This window comes from Methylobacterium sp. 4-46 (assembly GCF_000019365.1).
Classification (GTDB): domain Bacteria; phylum Pseudomonadota; class Alphaproteobacteria; order Rhizobiales; family Beijerinckiaceae; genus Methylobacterium.
In genome coordinates this window covers 6,664,163-6,680,820 of sequence record NC_010511.1, presented here as the reverse complement: position 1 = coordinate 6,680,820, position 16,658 = coordinate 6,664,163, and the positions used below count along the sequence as shown (strand labels likewise).

Annotated in this window: 13 protein-coding genes and 1 pseudogene; 2 read left to right on the top strand and 12 right to left on the bottom strand. The window is 69.9% G+C overall.

The window, feature by feature from the left end; translation table 11 throughout:
• Window positions 1–127 precede the first annotated feature (127 nt).
• On the top strand, window positions 128–1,918 hold the full coding sequence (locus M446_RS29370) for a radical SAM protein (RefSeq protein WP_265576459.1): 1,791 nt from the start codon (window positions 128–130) through the stop codon (window positions 1,916–1,918).
• On the opposite strand, the gene M446_RS29365 is transcribed toward M446_RS29370, so the two are convergent.
• The 7 genes from M446_RS29365 to M446_RS29335 form a co-directional block, all read right to left on the bottom strand.
• Window positions 1,847–3,514 carry a fatty acyl-AMP ligase gene (locus M446_RS29365; protein WP_012335733.1) on the bottom strand — a complete coding sequence of 556 codons (1,668 nt, stop codon included), beginning with the start codon at window positions 3,512–3,514 and terminating at the stop codon, window positions 1,847–1,849. The two genes, M446_RS29370 and M446_RS29365, sit on opposite strands and share 72 nt — an antisense overlap.
• Complete coding sequence (locus tag M446_RS38390) at window positions 3,511–3,771, bottom strand: acyl carrier protein (protein ID WP_012335732.1); 261 nt, start codon at window positions 3,769–3,771, stop codon at window positions 3,511–3,513. The genes M446_RS29365 and M446_RS38390 overlap by 4 nt, the downstream gene beginning before the upstream one ends.
• A 100-nt stretch (window positions 3,772–3,871) precedes the next feature.
• Window positions 3,872–4,879 (bottom strand): hypothetical protein, encoded by a 1,008-nt coding sequence (locus M446_RS29355; protein WP_012335731.1) that lies wholly within the window; start codon window positions 4,877–4,879, stop codon window positions 3,872–3,874.
• A gap of 318 nt (window positions 4,880–5,197) precedes the next feature.
• Window positions 5,198–6,907, bottom strand: coding sequence for a 30S ribosomal protein S1 (rpsA, locus tag M446_RS29350; protein WP_012335730.1), 1,710 nt, complete (start codon window positions 6,905–6,907; stop codon window positions 5,198–5,200).
• A 330-nt stretch (window positions 6,908–7,237) separates the two neighbouring features.
• Window positions 7,238–7,957, bottom strand: a complete 720-nt coding sequence (locus M446_RS29345; RefSeq protein WP_012335729.1) for a DUF1013 domain-containing protein — start codon at window positions 7,955–7,957, stop codon at window positions 7,238–7,240.
• A gap of 242 nt (window positions 7,958–8,199) precedes the next feature.
• Window positions 8,200–9,144: a ribose-phosphate pyrophosphokinase gene (locus M446_RS29340; protein ID WP_026191050.1), complete on the bottom strand. Its 945-nt coding sequence runs from the start codon at window positions 9,142–9,144 to the stop codon at window positions 8,200–8,202.
• Window positions 9,145–9,271: 127 nt separating this feature from the next.
• On the bottom strand, window positions 9,272–9,520 hold the full coding sequence (locus M446_RS29335; RefSeq protein WP_012335727.1) for a DUF4170 domain-containing protein: 249 nt from the start codon (window positions 9,518–9,520) through the stop codon (window positions 9,272–9,274).
• 109 nt (window positions 9,521–9,629) lie between these two features.
• Between M446_RS29335 and M446_RS37690 the strand changes: the two are divergent.
• Window positions 9,630–9,762 (top strand): annotated as a pseudogene (locus M446_RS37690) (IS5/IS1182 family transposase); the annotation flags it as partial.
• A gap of 248 nt (window positions 9,763–10,010) precedes the next feature.
• On the opposite strand, the gene M446_RS37685 reads toward M446_RS37690, so the two are convergent.
• From M446_RS37685 to xseA, 5 genes are all read right to left on the bottom strand, one after another.
• Window positions 10,011–10,364, bottom strand: coding sequence for a hypothetical protein (locus M446_RS37685; RefSeq protein WP_150108750.1), 354 nt, complete (start codon window positions 10,362–10,364; stop codon window positions 10,011–10,013).
• A 1,015-nt stretch (window positions 10,365–11,379) separates the two neighbouring features.
• Window positions 11,380–11,778 carry a hypothetical protein gene (locus M446_RS29325; RefSeq protein WP_012335726.1) on the bottom strand — a complete coding sequence of 133 codons (399 nt, stop codon included), beginning with the start codon at window positions 11,776–11,778 and terminating at the stop codon, window positions 11,380–11,382.
• 110 nt (window positions 11,779–11,888) lie between these two features.
• Window positions 11,889–14,234, bottom strand: coding sequence for a xanthine dehydrogenase family protein molybdopterin-binding subunit (locus M446_RS29320; RefSeq protein WP_012335725.1), 2,346 nt, complete (start codon window positions 14,232–14,234; stop codon window positions 11,889–11,891).
• Window positions 14,231–14,710 carry a (2Fe-2S)-binding protein gene (locus tag M446_RS29315; protein WP_012335724.1) on the bottom strand — a complete coding sequence of 160 codons (480 nt, stop codon included), beginning with the start codon at window positions 14,708–14,710 and terminating at the stop codon, window positions 14,231–14,233. The genes M446_RS29320 and M446_RS29315 overlap by 4 nt, the downstream gene beginning before the upstream one ends.
• Before the next feature lie 363 nt (window positions 14,711–15,073).
• A complete protein-coding gene (xseA, locus tag M446_RS29310; protein WP_012335723.1) occupies window positions 15,074–16,597 on the bottom strand; it encodes an exodeoxyribonuclease VII large subunit in 1,524 nt (507 codons plus the stop codon).
• Between the last annotated feature and the right edge of the window lie 61 nt (window positions 16,598–16,658).

Here is a 16,658-nt window from a genome sequence, read left to right as displayed (position 1 = left end):
ACACCGTCGCGCCCCGGTCGGACGGCGCGGATCCTGCCCCGCGGCGCGGCCCTCGTCCGTCGGCCGGAGCGGCGCGACGGCCCGCCCCCGGCGCGACGGCGCCGACGGGCGAGGACCTCGCGCCGCGGTGGATGCTGCGTCCGAGCGGACGCCGCCGACGACACTGGCCACGGCGCCGTCGAGCTGGTATCGCCGCGGCGGCGGGCGGTGGGACGAGGGCCCGGGATCGCTGCCTCCGGGTCGGCAGGGCGTGCCGAGCACGGCGGCTCGTCCCCCGCATCCGGCCCGGTCCAGGGCACATCATCGCCGAGAGCGGCCCGGAACGGGAGCGACCATGCCCGCCATTTACATCGTCAATCCGGCCAATTCCGCACCGAGCTATCACACGGCCGAGTTCTTCGGCGACGAGGCCCGCGGCTGGGTGCAGGTCGCCGACCTCACGGTGGTGACGCTCGCCGCGCTCGTGCCGGCCGACTGGCACATCCGGATCACCGACGAGAGCATCGATGCCGTCGATCTCGACGCGCAGGTCGACGTCGTCGCGATCACCGGCAAGGTGTCCCAGCGTGACAGGATGATCGCACTCGCCGACGCCTTCCGCCGGCGCGGCCGGACGGTGATGATCGGGGGGTCGTTCGCGACCCTGACTCCGGAGGAGATGCGGCCGCACGCCGACATCCTGGTGACGGGCGAGGTCGAGGAGATCGCGGCGCAGATCTTCTCGGACATCGCGGCGGGACGCGCCGGCGACCGCTACGACGGGGGCAAGGCCGACATCCGCCGGTCCCCGGTCCCGCGCTGGGACCTCTATCCCGTCGAGCGCGCGTCGTCGGGCGCGCTTCAGACCACGCGCGGCTGCCCCTTCAGCTGCGAATTCTGTGATGTCATCCAATACCAGGGCCGCAAGCAGCGGCACAAAGACATTGCGCAGATCGTTGCCGAACTGGATGCGCTCTATGCGGCCGGCTTCCGGCAGATCTTCCTGGTCGACGACAATTTCACCGTCCACCGCGCCTGGGCCCGCAAGGTGCTCGACGCTTTGACCGCCTGGAACGCGGGGCACGAGGCCGATCCGGTCCTGTTCCTGACCCAGGCCTCGCTCGACGTGGCGCGCGACCCGGATCTTCTCGAGCGCTGCCACGAGGCCGGGATTCGGATCCTCTTCGTCGGCATCGAGACCGTCAACAAGGCGAGCCTTCGCGAGACCGGAAAGAAGCAGAACCTCCTGCAGCCGGTCGAGAGCGCGATCGCTGCGATCCTCCAGAAGGGGATCGCGGTTCAGGCGGGCATCATCGTCGGCTTCGACCACGACTCGGCCGGGATCTTCGACCAGATGCGGGGGTTCTTCGATGCCGCGCCGATCCCCGAACTCAACATCGGCGTGCTCACCGCCCCTCACGCCACCGACCTCTATCGCCGCCTCGCGCGCGAGGGGCGGCTGCTCGGCGCCTCCTGGGAAACGGCGGCGGCGAGTCCGTTCTCGACCAACATCGTGCCGGCCGGAATGTCCCGTCGCGTCCTCCTCGACGGCGTCGCGGACCTGTGCGCGGCGGCCTACATGCCGGAGGCGTTCGGGGCGCGGATGCTGCGCATGATCGCGCAGCTCAGGAGCACGGCCTACGCGCCGGTGCGCCGCCACGACGCGGGATCGGAGCGAACCGCGATGTTCTTCCGGATCATGAAGCGGGTCTCGGCGCTCGGACCGCGCGAGGCGGAGATGGTGCGGGAGGTCGTGCGCGCGGCCGGCGCGAAGCCGTCGACGCTGAGACTCGTCGTCCACTTCCTCAGCAAGTACGGTCAGGTGCGCTATTTCCTGGACGGAGCGGGCGTGTTCCGCGCCGATGCGTCAGCGCGGGCGCTGGTTGCGCCCGAGCGACAGGTGGCCGACGCCGCCGCCCTGCAGCGGCAGTTCGCCTGACGCGTAGAGGGCGCGGCAGCGGCCTCGCTGCACCTTGCCGCTCGTCGTGCGGGGGATCGCACCGGTTCGGACCCGGGCGAGGTCGTACAGGCGCACCCCGAAGGTGTCCGCCACCGCCCGCGCCGCCGCGTCGATCAGCGTCTCGGGCGCGGCGCGAAAGCCCCCTCGGGGCGCCTCCTGAACGACGACGACCTGCTCCTCCCCGTCGACCTCGAGACCGAACGCCGCACAGAGGCCGTCCAGCTCGGGATGCGACGCGCCGACCGCCTGCTCGACGTCCTCGGCGTGGATCGTTTCGCCGCGCACCAGGATCACGTCCTTGAGGCGGCCCGTGACGTAGAGCTCACCGTCGCGCAGGAGGCCGAGATCGCCGGTCCGCAGAGCCGTCACCGGCCCGTCCGGCCCCTCGATCTCGGCCCCGAAGGTCGCATCGCTCTCGGCCGGCCGGCGCCAATACGCCTTGGCGACGTGCGAGCCGGACACGCAGATCTCGCCGATCTCGCCGTCCTGCCTCGGCCGCAGCGTCTCCGGATCCACCACGACGAGCGTCGCGTCGGGCGACGGGGTGCCGCAGGACACCAGGGGCGCGGCGGTCGGCGACTGCGTCGCCGGCAGCGTGCGAACGCCGCGCGCCGCCGTCACGAACACCGTCGCCTCCGCCAGCCCGTAGCAGGGCCGCAACGCCGCGGCGCGGAAGCCGTAGGGCGCGAACAGGGCCGAGAACCGCTCCATCGTCGACGCCCGCACCGCCTCGGCACCGCAGAACGCCACCTCCCAGCTGGCGAGGGACAGACCGTCGAGCTGCATCGTCGGGAAGCGCCGGACGCAGCTCTCGTAGGCGAAGTTGGGGGCACCGCTGATCGTCGCCCCATGCAGCGCGATCGCCCGCAGCCAGGTCTCGGGCCGCCTGAAAAAGCTCAATGGGGGTGCGAACCAGCAGGGACCGCCGTTGTAGAGCGCCGCCAACACGTGGGCAATCAGCCCCATATCGTGGAAAAGCGGCAACCAGCTGAGATAGCGGCTGGACTCGTGCGCGCCGAAGCCGTCGCGGAGCATGCGCAGGTTGGCGGCCAGATTGCCGTGGCTGAGCACAACGCCCTTCGGAGAGGTCGTGGACCCCGACGTGTACTGGATCACCGCGGGATGGTCCTCCGCCACGGCGGAGACGGCGGCGGGCGCGTTGCGCGCCGCCTCGTCGACGCGCAGCCAGGGAGCGGCCGCGAGCCGCTCGTCGGGCACGGCCGACCGGTCGACGGTCGCCAGGATCGCGGCCGGATCGGCATCGCGGGCGACCGCGGCGAGCCGCGCCACGCCGGCGCGCCGCCGCGACACCGGCACCGGGGTGGCGAGGGCGCCCGCGTAGAGGCAGCCGACCAGGGCGGTCACGAAGGCGGGACCCGGCTCACACAGGAGCAGCACAGGTCTGCCGCCGGCGCCCACCTCCCCCAGCGAGCGGGCCACTCCGCGCGCGTCCCGATCGAGAGCGCCGAAGGTCAGCGCGTCGGTCACCGTCGTGCCGTCGGGCATGAACGCGAAGGCGAGGCGGTCCGGCCGCTCCGCGGACCAGCGCGCGAGACGCCGCTGAAGCTCCGTCATCGCGTGTCCCGCCCCGATCCGGAGGCGGCCTGCTCCGCGATCCACGTCGCGACGCGGCGGACCGTGCCGAGGTCGCCGATCGTCTCGACCGGCACCGGCACGCCGAAGGCCGCTTCGAGTTCGAGCGCCAGGAGGACGGCCTGGTGCGAGTCCCCGTTCAGGGTCATGAAATCGTCGTCCGGGCCAACGACCTGCAAGTCGAGCACCTGGGCATAGATGCTGGCCACTTTGGCAATCACGTCATCTGGCCGGTCCATGCGTCGAGCGCTCCCAGTCATACGAAATCCGACGAATTGGTTCGCAACGCGGATTTCGGCATCGCTCAAGCGCCGCGCGGGCTCGCGCCGCGCGGGCTCGTCAAACGCTGTCCGGACGTGATCGTCCGGACAGCGTATCATGTCCCACGACAGCGTCAGGATTCGCTCCCGGTTTCGGCCGATCGCACTCGAACAGCCACGCAAGCAGGCCACCATACTTTCCGGTGCGAACCGCCTCGGGAATCGTGATGTGCGTCGTGCAGTCGGGGAGCGGGTCGCAGATCACTCCGGGCAGGTCCTTGAAGTTGCCCGCCTGGAGGGCGTCCATCGCGTGGCCCGCGGCGTAGACGAGGCGGACCCGGGGCGGATGGGCCGCGGCAGCGTAGGCCGGCCGCAGGTCCGGCTGCTCGCGCGCGCCGTAGCGATCAACGGCGTCGCCGACGAAGCTGCGCGTGATGTTCGTGGCGCCGGAGAAGACCAGGACGGCCTGCGCCTCGAGAGCGAGCGCGTAGCGCAGGGCCGGGTAGCCGCCGGCGGACCCGCCGAAGAGAAACAGGCGTCCGCCGCCGAACGCGTCGATCGTTCGCCGGAGGCTGAGCACGCTCTCCTCGAAGGAGCCGCCGAGATCCTTGAGACCCCCGAGAAAGAAGTCCTTGTTGGCGTCCCTGAGATAGATCCTGTTCAGGCGAGCCGCCGAGAACCAGCGATCCGCGATCTTCAGCGGCATGCCGAGACGGCCCTTCATCCCCGTGAAAGCCACGACGGTTCCGACCGCATCGGAATGGCGCGCGATCAACACGGACTGAAAGTCCCTTGGCTCGATCTCCGGTTCGTGGGCCTCCGCCGGAGGGGCTGCTCCCAGGAGCATGGTGACGGTCGAGAGATACTCGGCCGCCGGCAGCGTCTCGTGCAGCAGGGCAGCGGCCCGCTCGGCCTCCCTCAAGGGCCACTCGTCGAAGATCTCGTCGAGGGCCGCGATCCAGATCTCGGGGCCCCTGCCGAGCCCCCGGAAAGTCGCCGCGGGATCGCCGCTTCTCAGACATTCCTCAATGTCGCACTTCGCACGCTGGATCCTGGTGCGCAGTTCGCTCGAAACGATGTCGTTCACGACGCTGATGACCCTCGAGCAGGAAGGGCGCGCTGGGCCCCACCGTGCCCCGGGCATGGGTCGGCCCCGGCGCGCAGCGGCCACGGCGAGCGGCCGAGGCCGACGGGAGCCGGCCTCGCGCCTCGGACAGCCGACGGGCGCTCTTACCGTTTCCGCGTCACCGGCGCCACTTCTCCGTTGCGGCCCGCGCCTCACCCCGCCCCGCCTTCCCGGGAAGGCGGGGACGAGTCTTTCAACGGCACAGGCCCGCGCCGGTCTCCCGGCGCGGGCCTGTCCGATCGCGCGGTGGCGGCCCGGGCGCGCCCGGGCCGGCCGATCCTACTTCTTGTCGCCGGCGCGGGCCTTGAGGGCCGCGCCGAGGATGTCGCCGAGCGAGGCGCCCGAATCGGCCGAGCCGTACTGGGCGATCGCCTCCTTCTCCTCGGCCATCTCCAGGGCCTTGATGGAGAGCTGCACGCGGCGCGCCTTGCGGTCGAACTGCGTGACGCGGGCATCCACCTTCTCGCCCGCCGCGAAGCGCTCGGGGCGCTGGTCGCCGCGGTCGCGGGCGATCTCGGCCCGGCGGATGAAGGTCGACAGGTCGGTGTCGACGATCTTCACCTCGATGCCGGAATCCTTGACCTCCAGCACCTCGCAGGTGACGACCTGACCCTTGCGGATCTCCCCCGCATCCGCGAAGGGGTCGCCGGCGAGCTGCTTGATGCCGAGCGAGATGCGCTCCTTCTCGACGTCGACGTCGAGAACCTGGGCGCGCACCACGTCGCCCTTCTTGAACTCGTCGATGACCTGCTCGCCCGGACGGTTCCAGTCGAGGTCCGAGAGGTGGACCATGCCGTCGACGTCGCCCTCGAGGCCGATGAACAGGCCGAACTCGGTCTTGTTCTTGACCTCGCCCTCGACCTCGGACCCGACCGGGTGCTTCTCGGCGAAGGCCTCCCAGGGGTTCTGCAGGGTCTGCTTGAGGCCGAGCGAGATGCGGCGCTTGACCGGATCGACCTCCAGGATCTGCACCTCGACCTCCTGGGAGGTGGAGACGATCTTGCCCGGATGGACGTTCTTCTTGGTCCAGCTCATCTCCGAGACGTGGATCAGGCCCTCGATCCCCGGCTCCAGCTCCACGAAGGCGCCGTAATCGGTGATGTTGGTCACGCGGCCCTTGAGCTTGGCGTTCACCGGGTAGCGGGCGGCGATGCCCTCCCACGGATCGGCCAGCAGCTGCTTGATGCCGAGCGAGATGCGGTGCGTCTCGTGGTTGATCTTGATGATCTTGACCTTGACCGTCTGGCCGATGTTGACGACCTCGGACGGGTGGTTGACGCGGCGCCACGCCATGTCGGTGACGTGCAGCAGGCCGTCGATGCCGCCGAGGTCCACGAACGCACCGTACTCGGTGATGTTCTTGACCACGCCGTCGATGACCTGACCCTCTTCGAGGTTCGCCACCAGCTCCGAGCGCTGCTCGGCGCGGCTCTCCTCCAGGACCGTGCGGCGCGACACCACGATGTTGCCGCGGCGGCGGTCCATCTTGAGGATCTGGAACGGCTGCGGCGTGCCCATCAGCGGGGTGACGTCGCGGACCGGGCGGATGTCCACCTGCGAGCGCGGCAGGAAGGCCACGGCGCCGTCGAGGTCGACCGTGTAGCCGCCCTTGACCTGGTTGAAGATCGTGCCGGTGACGCGCTCGTTGTTCTCGAACGCCTTCTCGAGCTTGACCCAGCTCTCCTCGCGGCGGGCCTTGTCGCGGGAGATCACCGCCTCGCCGAGCGCGTTCTCGATGCGGTCGACGTAGACCTCGACCTCGTCGCCGACGCTGATCGGCTGGTCACGGCCGGGGCCGGTGAACTCCTTGAGGGGGACGCGCCCCTCGGTCTTGGCGCCGATGTCGATGACGGCGACGTCCTTCTCGATCGCCACGACCCGGCCCTTGACCACGGAGCCTTCCGTGATCTCGTGCTGGCGGAACGATTCCTCGAGGAGGGCGGCGAAATCCTCGCGGCTCGACGCGGCGCCTTGCAAACCTGCGGACATTGAAGCTCCTTGAGATCGCCCCCTGCCCTCGGGATCCCCCGGGGAAGCGGGACGGCGCCGGCGGCTCGCGTGACGGGCCGCTCCTGCCCGCCGGTGGTCCCGGCGGCTTCAAGGCCGTCCGGAACGCGCGCTTCCCGGGGAAGCGTGCCGGCGCGAAATCGACGGACAGGACCGTATTCTCATCGGGCGAGGGCCGCGCAACGCGAAAGAGGGGCCAGGGCCCCTCTCAACCGCCGTCGAACGGATACTCGCCGGATCGTGGCGCCATATCGCAAAAGCGCCTCCGACGCAAGTTGAGGCTCCCGAGGCGGGGGCGCCCGCGCCAGCGCCTCAGAGATCGTCCTCGTCGTCCTCCTCGCCCCGGCGCAGGGGCTTGAGGCGGGCGAAGACCGAATCCGCGTCGAGGCGCTCGTCGCCGCGGCCGCGGTGGCGGGGGTCGTGGTCGTCCTCGGGCTCGGGCAGCACCGAGAGTTCCGGCGGCATCAGGGTCTGGCCGCCATCGACGGCCTCGGCCACCGCCGGCCGGTCCTTGGCGGCGCGCTGCACCTCGAAATCGAGGTCGATCTGCGTGCACAGGCCGAGCGTCACCGGGTCCATCGGCTGCAGCGCGGCCGAGTTCCAGTGGGTGCGCTCGCGGATCTGCTGGATCGTCGACTTCGTGGTGCCGACGAGGCGCATGATCTGCGCGTCCTTGAGCTCCGGGTGGTTGCGCAGCAGCCAGAGGATCGCGTTCGGGCGGTCCTGGCGGCGCGACAGCGGCGTGTAGCGCGGCCCCTTGCTGCGCTTCACCTCGGGCAGCTTCACCTTCGAGACCGCCACCTTCATGCGGTGGCCCGGGTTCTTCTGCGCCCGCTCGATCTCCTCGCGGGTGAGCTGGCCGGTCGAGACCGGATCGAGGCCCTTGATGCCGCTCGCCACCTCGCCGTCCGCGATGCCCTTCACCTCGAGCGGGTGGAGCTTGCAGAAATCGGCGATCTGATCGAAGGACAAAGACGTGTTCTCGATGAGCCAGACGGCCGTCGCCTTCGGCATCAACGGACCCTGGGACATGCAGCACCTCCTCGGGCGCCCCTCGGCGGGACGCGACGCCGCCGGGAACCGAGCCGGCGACCTGAATGACGACCCTTCGCACAGCAGGGAGACGCGGGCGGCGCCGGGGGCGCCGCCGACATCCCGGGAGGCCCGGAACGTCCCGTCTCACGCTGTGAGGGAGAAGACCGCAATATAGGCGGGTCGCCCGGAGGGTGCAAACCGGTTTTGGCGGCCCCGCCCGATCCGCGGGCCGTCGCCGCTCAGGCGAAGAGGCTCGACACGCTCGATTCCTCGGCCGTGCGGCCGATGGCCTCGCCGAGGAGGGGGGCGATCGTGACCGCCCGGATGTTGCGGGCGAGCTTGACGGCCGCGGTGGGCTGGATCGAGTCGGTGATCACCAGTTCCTTGAGCTTCGAGGAGGCGATGCGCGAGACCGCGCCCCCCGAGAGCACCCCGTGCGTGATGTAGGCCGAGACGTCCTTGGCGCCGTGCGCGAGCAGCGCCTCGGCGGCATTCACCAGCGTGCCGCCGGAATCGACGATGTCGTCGACGAGGATGCAGGAGCGCCCCTCGACCTCGCCGATGATGTTCATGACCTCGGATTCGCCCGGCCGCTCGCGGCGCTTGTCGACGATGGCGAGGGGCACGTCGATGCGCTTGGCGAGCGCCCGGGCGCGGACCACGCCGCCGACGTCGGGCGAGACCACCATCATGTCGGCCGGGTCGAGGCGCTCCTTGATGTCGCGCACCATCACGGGCGCGGCGAAGAGGTTGTCGGTCGGGATGTCGAAGAAGCCCTGGATCTGGCCCGCGTGCAGGTCGAGGGTCATCACCCGGTCGGCGCCGGCCTCCGTGATCAGGTTCGCCACCAGCTTGGCCGAGATCGGGGTGCGGCCCGAGGTGCGCCGGTCCTGCCGGGCGTAGCCGAAATACGGGATCACGGCGGTGATGCGCCGGGCCGAGGAGCGGCGCGCGGCGTCGATCATGATGAGGAGTTCCATCAGGTGATCGTTCGCCGGGAAGGACGTGGACTGGACGATGAACACATCCTCGCCGCGCACGTTCTCCTGGAGCTCGACGAAGATCTCCATGTCGGCGAAGCGCCGCACGGAGCAGAGGGCGAGCGGCTGTTCGAGATAGGCCGCGATGGCCTCCGCGAGGGGACGGTTCGCGTTGCCCGCCACGATCTTGATCGAGGGTTTCATCGCCATGTCGTAGGTCCTGGCCGCCGGAAAGGGTGCCGGGCCCGGCGCGGCGCGCCCGGCTCTTACCAGCGGGGAGAGAGCGTCACAATGTCTTCATCGACGCGGAGCCCCGCGGCCCCGGCCCGGCTCAGGGCTGCAGCAACCGGTGCAGGTGGACGATGAAGTAGCGGGTGAGCGCGCTGTCGACGGTCTGCTGCGCCTTGGCCTTCCAGGCCACCGCGGCGCTGGCGTAGTCGGGGAAGATCCCGACGATGTCGAGCTTCGACAGGTCGCGGAAGGTGATGCCGTCGAGGCTGGTGAGTTCGCCGCCGAACACGAGGTGGAGGAGTTGGGTCGGCTCGGAGGTCTGCGTCGGCTGGCCGCCTTGGGTGCTCATGCGGGCGTCTCTCGCTGCCGGGCCGGGGCTGGCCCGGCCTCCGGTTGCAAGCGCCGGGCCGCGCGTCAAGCCGGAATCGCCCGGTCGGGTGCGCAAGCCGGTCCCGCCCAACAGATGGGCGCGCCGCGGCTTCCGGACCGCCATGCTGGCGGCCCTGGCCAAGGCGGGATGGTCCGGCGAGGCCACGGCCTTCGACGCGACCTCCGTCAAAGCCCAGCGGGCGGCCCAGAGGGAAAGGGGGCCCGCCCTCCTCGCTCAAGTTCGACTGACCGAGATGGCTTCATCCACGCTCAAGGCCGCCCAGCGCACCGTCGAGGGGCTGTGGTCAACCATCGGGCGGCCCGTCGACACCGCAACACCCAACGAGTGCGCCTATTGCCTTACAACCTCAGGGTCTGACCAGATTAACCGGAACTTCTCTGGCTGATACACCAATTATGAAATTGTTAGCATATCTTTGATCTTTATCGACGCACAGCGATGAAGAAAACTATTTATGTCTAGAATATACTCCCTCTATATCGCAATTTGTGAGCCTTAATTGATCGTATTCTCTTGAATATTCGAAATCGCATGTATTTTCTTCAATGATTATCCTTCCGCCTTGCAATTTCCAATCTGCTTCAAAATTCCACCCATCAACAAGAACCCCATACCTGTCTACAACTATGCCCATTTTTCCATATTTTTTGAAGCAGAATTGAAGCATTCTTTTTTCTGTTTGAAATCTCCAACAAGAACCTGTGATACTGCCGACATCATCAGACGAGAGTGCTGGCGATATTGGAGCGCAAAACGCTGTTATCAAGAATATTGCAGCCCTGACAAGCTTCGTATTTCTCATAACGGTGCTCTCTCGAATCAGTATTTAGCGATCAGGTCCGAATCAATATTTTCATTTTAGCAGTGCTCCGCCTCGACGCTAGAAGATTTTACACCAACTCTGCGGCGCGGCGCGTATTGAATGCCTACGCTGCCTCTCGTTTTAGATACCAACTGCGCCATTGTATTCAGTACTAGCGCTTCTGATACCTAGATTACAAGAAAAATTGCGGCAAAGACAAATCACTGTCGCAAGAAATGCCTGCAAATCATCTTGGTCGTACACACGTAAATCCATAGAACCGCAATTTTGCCTATCTATGGCTTTCCTTTTGATCTTTCGGGAAAACTCCATAAAATAATTATTATGTAAAGTCAATCAATACGTCGTGACAGAGTAGAATGCCGATCATACCCTAGGTATGAAGCCACAATATGTTCATACATGCAAAAATCTTCGCATATTTTAGCTGATATATTGTGATGAGCTCTTGCTCAATTAACGTTTTTTCGTATTCATCCAACATGATAGCAATCCTATTGATTCGCATTGCTGCTATGGATAGCGTTACATACTACTGGAATTTATGATTGCTCTTTTACGCCAGTTCATAAAGTATATTATCGCGACGAAATTTGGTCACATCTGCCCTTCCGATTGCAGCTTTTTCTAGTCTTACACTCATTTCACGCATTCACCACAGTCGCGCGACAGGCCCATTGCCTCCCAAGTCGCCTCGGCGGCGACGGACGCGGGCAGAAGAGCATGCTCCGACTCAACGGCTGCCGGAAGCGTGGGCCATGCGGAGGGGCACCCACGCTCACCGTCCCGAAGCCTGTCTGGCCCGCACTCCGGCGTGAGGCGCCGACCCGTCGGGGGCCGAACAGCGCCTCATCCTCGCAGCCTCGGCCATCATGGGCCACCCGGTCGGCCTGGACGCGATCCCGGCGCGGCGCGAGGCCCGCACTCGCGCGCGGCGCGTCTCACAGGCCGACCCGGTCCGGCCAGGGCGCTCGGGGCGCGACGCGGGGCCGGCTCAGCGCCCGTCGAGCTGCGCCCTCGCCCGGTCCAGGGCCTGGCGGCAGCCGGCCTCGTCGCCCTTCCTGGCCGCCTCGCGGGCGCCGTTGAGGCTGGCGCGGGCCTCCATGGCGCCGGTGCCGGTCCCGGCCTCGGCGGCGGCCTTCGCCTCGCCCGACCCCGGCTCCGGTCCCTTGGGCAGGGCGGAGGGCGGCACGTTCCCGGACCGGGCGGCCTCGCCCTGGGCCTCGCGGCGGCTCGACACCTCCTTGCTCGCCGTCGAGGTCGAGATCACGTCCCGGGTCTGGGCGGAGAGGCGCGGCTCCAAGGCCGCGATGTCCTGCTCGCAGGAGGCCGCGAGCGCGGGGGCGGCCGCGAGCGCGGCGAGCATCGCGGCGAGGGGGAGTCTGAGCGTCATCGAACGGGCTCCGGTGAGGGGATCGCCCGCTCAACCGTTCCGGGCAAGGTCCGTTCCGGCTGCGCCGGCGCGGCCACCGCGTCGGCGCAGAGGTTTCAGGCGCAGAGGTTTCAGGCGCTCAGCTTGTCGCGCACCGGCAGCTGGCGCACCCGCCGCCCCGTCGCGGCGAAGAGCGCGTTGACGATCGCGGGCGCCACCGGCGGCACGCCCGGCTCGCCGACGCCCCCGAGGGGCCGGCCGTAATCCTGGCCCGGCAACAGGTGGACGTTGATCACCTTCGGGGCCGCGTCGATGCGGGTGATCTCGTAGGTGTCGTAATTGTCCTGCACCGCCCGGCCGTTCTTGAAGCTGATCTCGGCCGTGAGCGCGAGCCCCATGCCCATCACGACGGCGCCCTCCAGCTGCGCGCGGATGCGCTCCGGGTTCACCTGCGGCCCGCAATCGATGCCGATATCGACGCGGTGCACGACGATCTCGCCCTTGGGCCCGACCTCCACCTCGGCCGCCGCGGCCGTATAGGTCACGAAGCTGTAGTGCCCGGCGATGCCGAGCCCCCGCCCCTTCGGCATCGGGCGGCCCCAGCCGATGCCGTCCGCCACCGTCTCGATCACCCGGCGCAGCCGCCCGGTCTCGATCGGGTAGAGCGAGGGATCCTCGCCGTAGTTCCAGGCATCGCCGATCTTCACCGGGTCGATGGTCCGGGCCGGCCCGATCAGGTCGAGCAGGTAGTCCTTCGGGTCGCGCCCCGCCGCGTGGGCGAGTTCGGCCACGAAGGACTGGATCGCGAAGGCGTGCGGGATGTTCGAGACCGAGCGGAACCAGCCGATGCGCACATGTGCCTCGGCGCTCGGGTTCTCCATCCGCATGGCCGGGATGGCGAAGGGCGTGTTCACCAGCCCCATGCCGAGCTCGATCGGGATCTCGTTGTCGGCGCCGTCCACGAAGATCGAGCCGATGGTCGGGGCGACGCTGCGGTGCAGCCACGCCACCGGCATGCCCTTGTCGTCGAGCCCCGCCTCCAGGTGCTCCAGCGAGACCGTGTGGTAGTAGCCGTGATGGAGGTCGTCCTCGCGCGTCCAGGTCAGCTTGACCGGCGCGCCGTCCATGGCCTGGGAGCAGAGCGCCGCCTCGACCACGTAGTCGGGCTTCGACTTGCGCCCGAAGCCGCCGCCGAGGAGCGTGACGGTCACGGTCACGGCCTCGGGCCCGATCCCGAGGCGCTTGGCGATGCGCTCGCGGGTCGCCTGCGGCGCCTGGGTCGAGGCCCAGGCCTCGACCTTGCCGTTCACGATCCGCACGGTGGCGGCCGGCGGCTCCATCGGGGCCTGGACGAGGTGGGGGATATAGTACTCGGCCGTGACGCGCTTGGCGGCCTTGGCCATCGCGGCATCGACGTCGCCCTCCTGGCGCACGACCTTGCCGGGCTTGCGGGCGGCCTCCTCCAGCCTCGCCCGGTACGCATCCGAATCGTAGGAGGCGTTCGGGCCGTCGTCCCAGGTGACCTTGAGGGCCTCGCGGCCCTTGATCGCCGCCCAGGTGTTCCTCGCGATGACGGCGAGGCCGCCGAGGGGCTGGAACTCCACCGGCGGCGCGGGCGGGTCGATCCGGACCACCTTGACCACGCCCGGCACCTTCAGGGCGTCGGCGGCGTCGAAGGACTTGACCCTGCCGCCGAAGACCGGCGGGCGGGCGACGACCGCGTAGAGCATGCCCGGAAGGCGGGTGTCGAGGCCGTACCACGCCTTGCCGGTCGTGATGTCGTCATTGTCGACGAGCCCGATCCGGCCCTTGCCGATGTAGCGGAAGGCGGAGGGGTCCTTGAGGCGCAGGGCCTCCCCGGTCGGGACCGGGAGCCGCGCCGCCGCGGCCGCGAGGTCGCCGTAGCCCGCCTGCCGGCCCGATCCCGCGTGGCGCAGGACGTGGTTCTCCGCCGTCACCTCGGCGGCCGGCACGCCCCATTGCGCGGCCGCGGCCTGGATCAGCATCTGGCGGGCCGCCGCGCCGGCCCGGCGCATCGGCACGAAGGCGTGGCGCAGCGAGCGCGAGCCGTCCGTGTCCTGGTTGCCGAACTTCTCCTCGTCGCCCGGGGCCTGGGCGACCCGGACCCTGGCCCAGTCGGCGTCGAGCTCGTCGGCGACAACGAGGGCGATCGAGGTGCGCACCCCCTGCCCCATCTCGGAGCGGTGGCAGGTCACCGTGACGGTGCCGTCGGGCGCGATGGCGACGAAGAGGTGGGGGTCGTCGCGCCGGCCGTGCGGCATGGCGTCCCCGCCGAATGTCGGCGGCTCCTGCTCGGCGGCCCGGGCCGGCGCGCGCAGCGCCAGCGCGAGGACGAGGGCGCCGGCGCCGCCGAGCAGCCCGCGGCGGCTGACGTTGCGCAGCCCGGGAACCGGACCGGCCCCTTGCCCGGCCCCTTGCCCGGCCCCTTGCGTGGTGAGATCGCGGTCGTGGATCACAGGCGCTCTCCCTGGCTGGCCTTCGGGGTCACGCCGGCCGCCTGCTTGATGGCGGCGCGGATGCGCGGATAGGTGCCGCAGCGGCAGAGATTGCCGCTCATGGCGGTGTCGATCTCCGCGTCGCCGGGCTTGGGCGTGTCCCTGAGGAGGGAGGCGGCCTGCATGATCTGCCCGGTCTGGCAGTAGCCGCACTGCGCCACGTTGAGGTCGCGCCACGCCACCTGCAGGGGATGGCTGCCGTCCGGCGAGAGCCCCTCGATGGTCACGACCGGCTGGCCCTGCGCGGCCGAGACCGGGGTCTGGCAGGAGCGCACGGCGGTGCCGCCGAGGTGGATCGTGCAGGCACCGCAGGCCGCGATGCCGCAGCCGAACTTGGTGCCGACGAGCCCGAGCTCGTCGCGCAGGTACCAGAGGAGCGGCATGTCGGGATCCCCGTCATAGCTCCGCTCCGCACCGTTCACGGTGAATTTGATCATCGTCGCCCTCCGGCTGTCGGGTGCGCGGCGCGCCTCGCGGACACGTTTCCGGTCACGGCGCCCGGCGATCCTCGATCACAACGGTTCCAGACGGGCGGTCCTAGGCCGGGCCCCGCGCGCGCTACAACTGCACCGCGCGCGGCCCCGGGCTGCACCACCTGTGGGAACTTTCCCGTGCGGGGAGATCTGGCGCCGACCGGCGCTTCGGGAAGGGGCTCGCGGGGAGTTTCGCGGCGATCCGGGCGCGGCGCGGCCGGACCCCGCGTCAGACCCAATCCGCTCGATCCCTTCGGGATGGCGGAGCGGGGCTTCGCTCTCGCGCCGCGCGGGCGCGTGATCCGATTCGATCAACCGGATCCCGCATCACAGGTCGAACAGGGAGGTCTGCCTGGCCGGGGCGGCCGGTCCCCGCTTGGCCGCGGCCCGCCGGGGCGGCGCCCCCTCGACCACGGCCCCGACCTTGCCGTCCTGGAACTCCACGGTGATCCGCCCGGCCGCGCGGGCCGCCTCGGCCTCGGCCACCGGGCGGCCCTCGGCGTCGAGGACGAGGGCGTAGCCGCGCTGCAGGACCGCCCGGTAGTTCAGGCTGTCGAACAGGCCCGAGGCCGCCGCGAAGCGGGCGCGGCGGCGCTCCAGGTCGCGGCTCTCCGCCTGGGCGAGGCGCTGCGCCACGCCGTTCAGCCGCTCGGCCCGCACGGCGATCAGCCGCTCGAGCGCGTGGCGCGGCCGGTGATCGATGCCGGCGAGCCGGGCGCGGGCACGGGCGAGGTGCAGGGCCGGCGGGTGGCGGCCGAGGGCCTGCAGCAGCCGCGCGAGCCGCCCCTGCGCCGCCCGGGCCGCCTCGCCGAGGGCCGGGCGCAGCCGCGCCTCCGCGAGGTCGAGGCGCTGGCGCTTGACCGCGAGCAGGCCCTCGGGCGTGGGCAGCACCCGGGCGAGCCCGCGCAGGTCCGCGCGCCGCCGCTCGATCAGGCGGGCCAGGGAGGCGGCGTGGCGCCGCGCCAGCCCGTCGAGATCCGCCACGAGGTCGAGCCGCACCGGCACCGCCATCTCGGCCGCCCCGGTCGGGGTCGGGGCGCGGCGGTCGGCGGCGTGGTCGATCAGCGTGACGTCGGTCTCGTGGCCGACCGCCGCGATCAGCGGGATCGCGCTCGCGGCCGCGGCCCGCACCACGATCTCCTCGTTGAAGCTCCAGAGATCCTCGATCGAGCCGCCGCCGCGGGCGACGATCAGCACGTCCGGGCGCGGGATCGGCCCGTCCGGGGCGAGCGCGTTGAAGCCCCGGATCGCCGCCGCCACCTCCTCGGCCGAGCCCTCCCCCTGCACCCGCACCGGCCAGACCAGGACGGGGCGCGGGAAGCGGTCCGCCAGCCGGTGGAGGATGTCGCGGATGACGGCGCCGGTCGGCGAGGTCACCACCCCGACGACCCGCGGCAGGTAGGGCAGCGGGCGCTTGCGGGCGGCGTCGAACAGGCCCTCGGCGGCCAGCAGCCGGCGTCGCTCCTCCAGCAGCGCCATCCAGGCGCCCGCCCCCGCCGGTTCGAGGGAGTCGATCACGATCTGGTAGGCGGACTTGCCCGGGAAGGTGGTGATCCGCCCGGTGGCGACGACCTCCAGCCCCTCCTTCGGGCGGTGGCGCAGGCGGGCGAGCGTGCCCTTCCAGATCACCGCGTCGATCTTGGCGCCGCCGTCCTTCAGGCTGAAATAGGCGTGGCCCGACCCGTGCGGGCCGCGATAGCCCGAGATCTCGCCCCGCAGCCGCACGTGGCCGAACGCGTCCTCCAGCGTGCGCTTGAGGGCCGCGGCGAGGTCCGTGACCGACCACTCGGTCAGGTTGGCGGGCGCGCCCGGGGGCGCGGCGAGGGAGGCGGCGAGGGGCGAAGCGGACATGCCCGAAGGCTAGCGGCCGGCCCGGCCGCGCGGAAGGCCGCCCGGGCCTCCCCCTGTTGAC

What these genes read in the sequence shown, in the direction of transcription:
- M446_RS29365 (WP_012335733.1), bottom strand. Translation starts at nt 3,514, where the DNA reads ATGACGGAGCTTCAGCGGCGTCTCGCGCGCTGGTCCGCGGAGCGGCCG.
- M446_RS38390 (WP_012335732.1), bottom strand. Translation starts at nt 3,771, where the DNA reads ATGGACCGGCCAGATGACGTGATTGCCAAAGTGGCCAGCATCTATGCC.
- rpsA (WP_012335730.1), bottom strand. Translation starts at nt 6,907, where the DNA reads ATGTCCGCAGGTTTGCAAGGCGCCGCGTCGAGCCGCGAGGATTTCGCC.
- M446_RS29345 (WP_012335729.1), bottom strand. Translation starts at nt 7,957, where the DNA reads ATGTCCCAGGGTCCGTTGATGCCGAAGGCGACGGCCGTCTGGCTCATC.
- M446_RS29340 (WP_026191050.1), bottom strand. Translation starts at nt 9,144, where the DNA reads ATGAAACCCTCGATCAAGATCGTGGCGGGCAACGCGAACCGTCCCCTC.
- M446_RS29335 (WP_012335727.1), bottom strand. Translation starts at nt 9,520, where the DNA reads ATGAGCACCCAAGGCGGCCAGCCGACGCAGACCTCCGAGCCGACCCAA.
- M446_RS37685 (WP_150108750.1), bottom strand. Translation starts at nt 10,364, where the DNA reads ATGAGAAATACGAAGCTTGTCAGGGCTGCAATATTCTTGATAACAGCG.
- M446_RS29325 (WP_012335726.1), bottom strand. Translation starts at nt 11,778, where the DNA reads ATGACGCTCAGACTCCCCCTCGCCGCGATGCTCGCCGCGCTCGCGGCC.
- M446_RS29315 (WP_012335724.1), bottom strand. Translation starts at nt 14,710, where the DNA reads ATGATCAAATTCACCGTGAACGGTGCGGAGCGGAGCTATGACGGGGAT.
- xseA (WP_012335723.1), bottom strand. Translation starts at nt 16,597, where the DNA reads ATGTCCGCTTCGCCCCTCGCCGCCTCCCTCGCCGCGCCCCCGGGCGCG.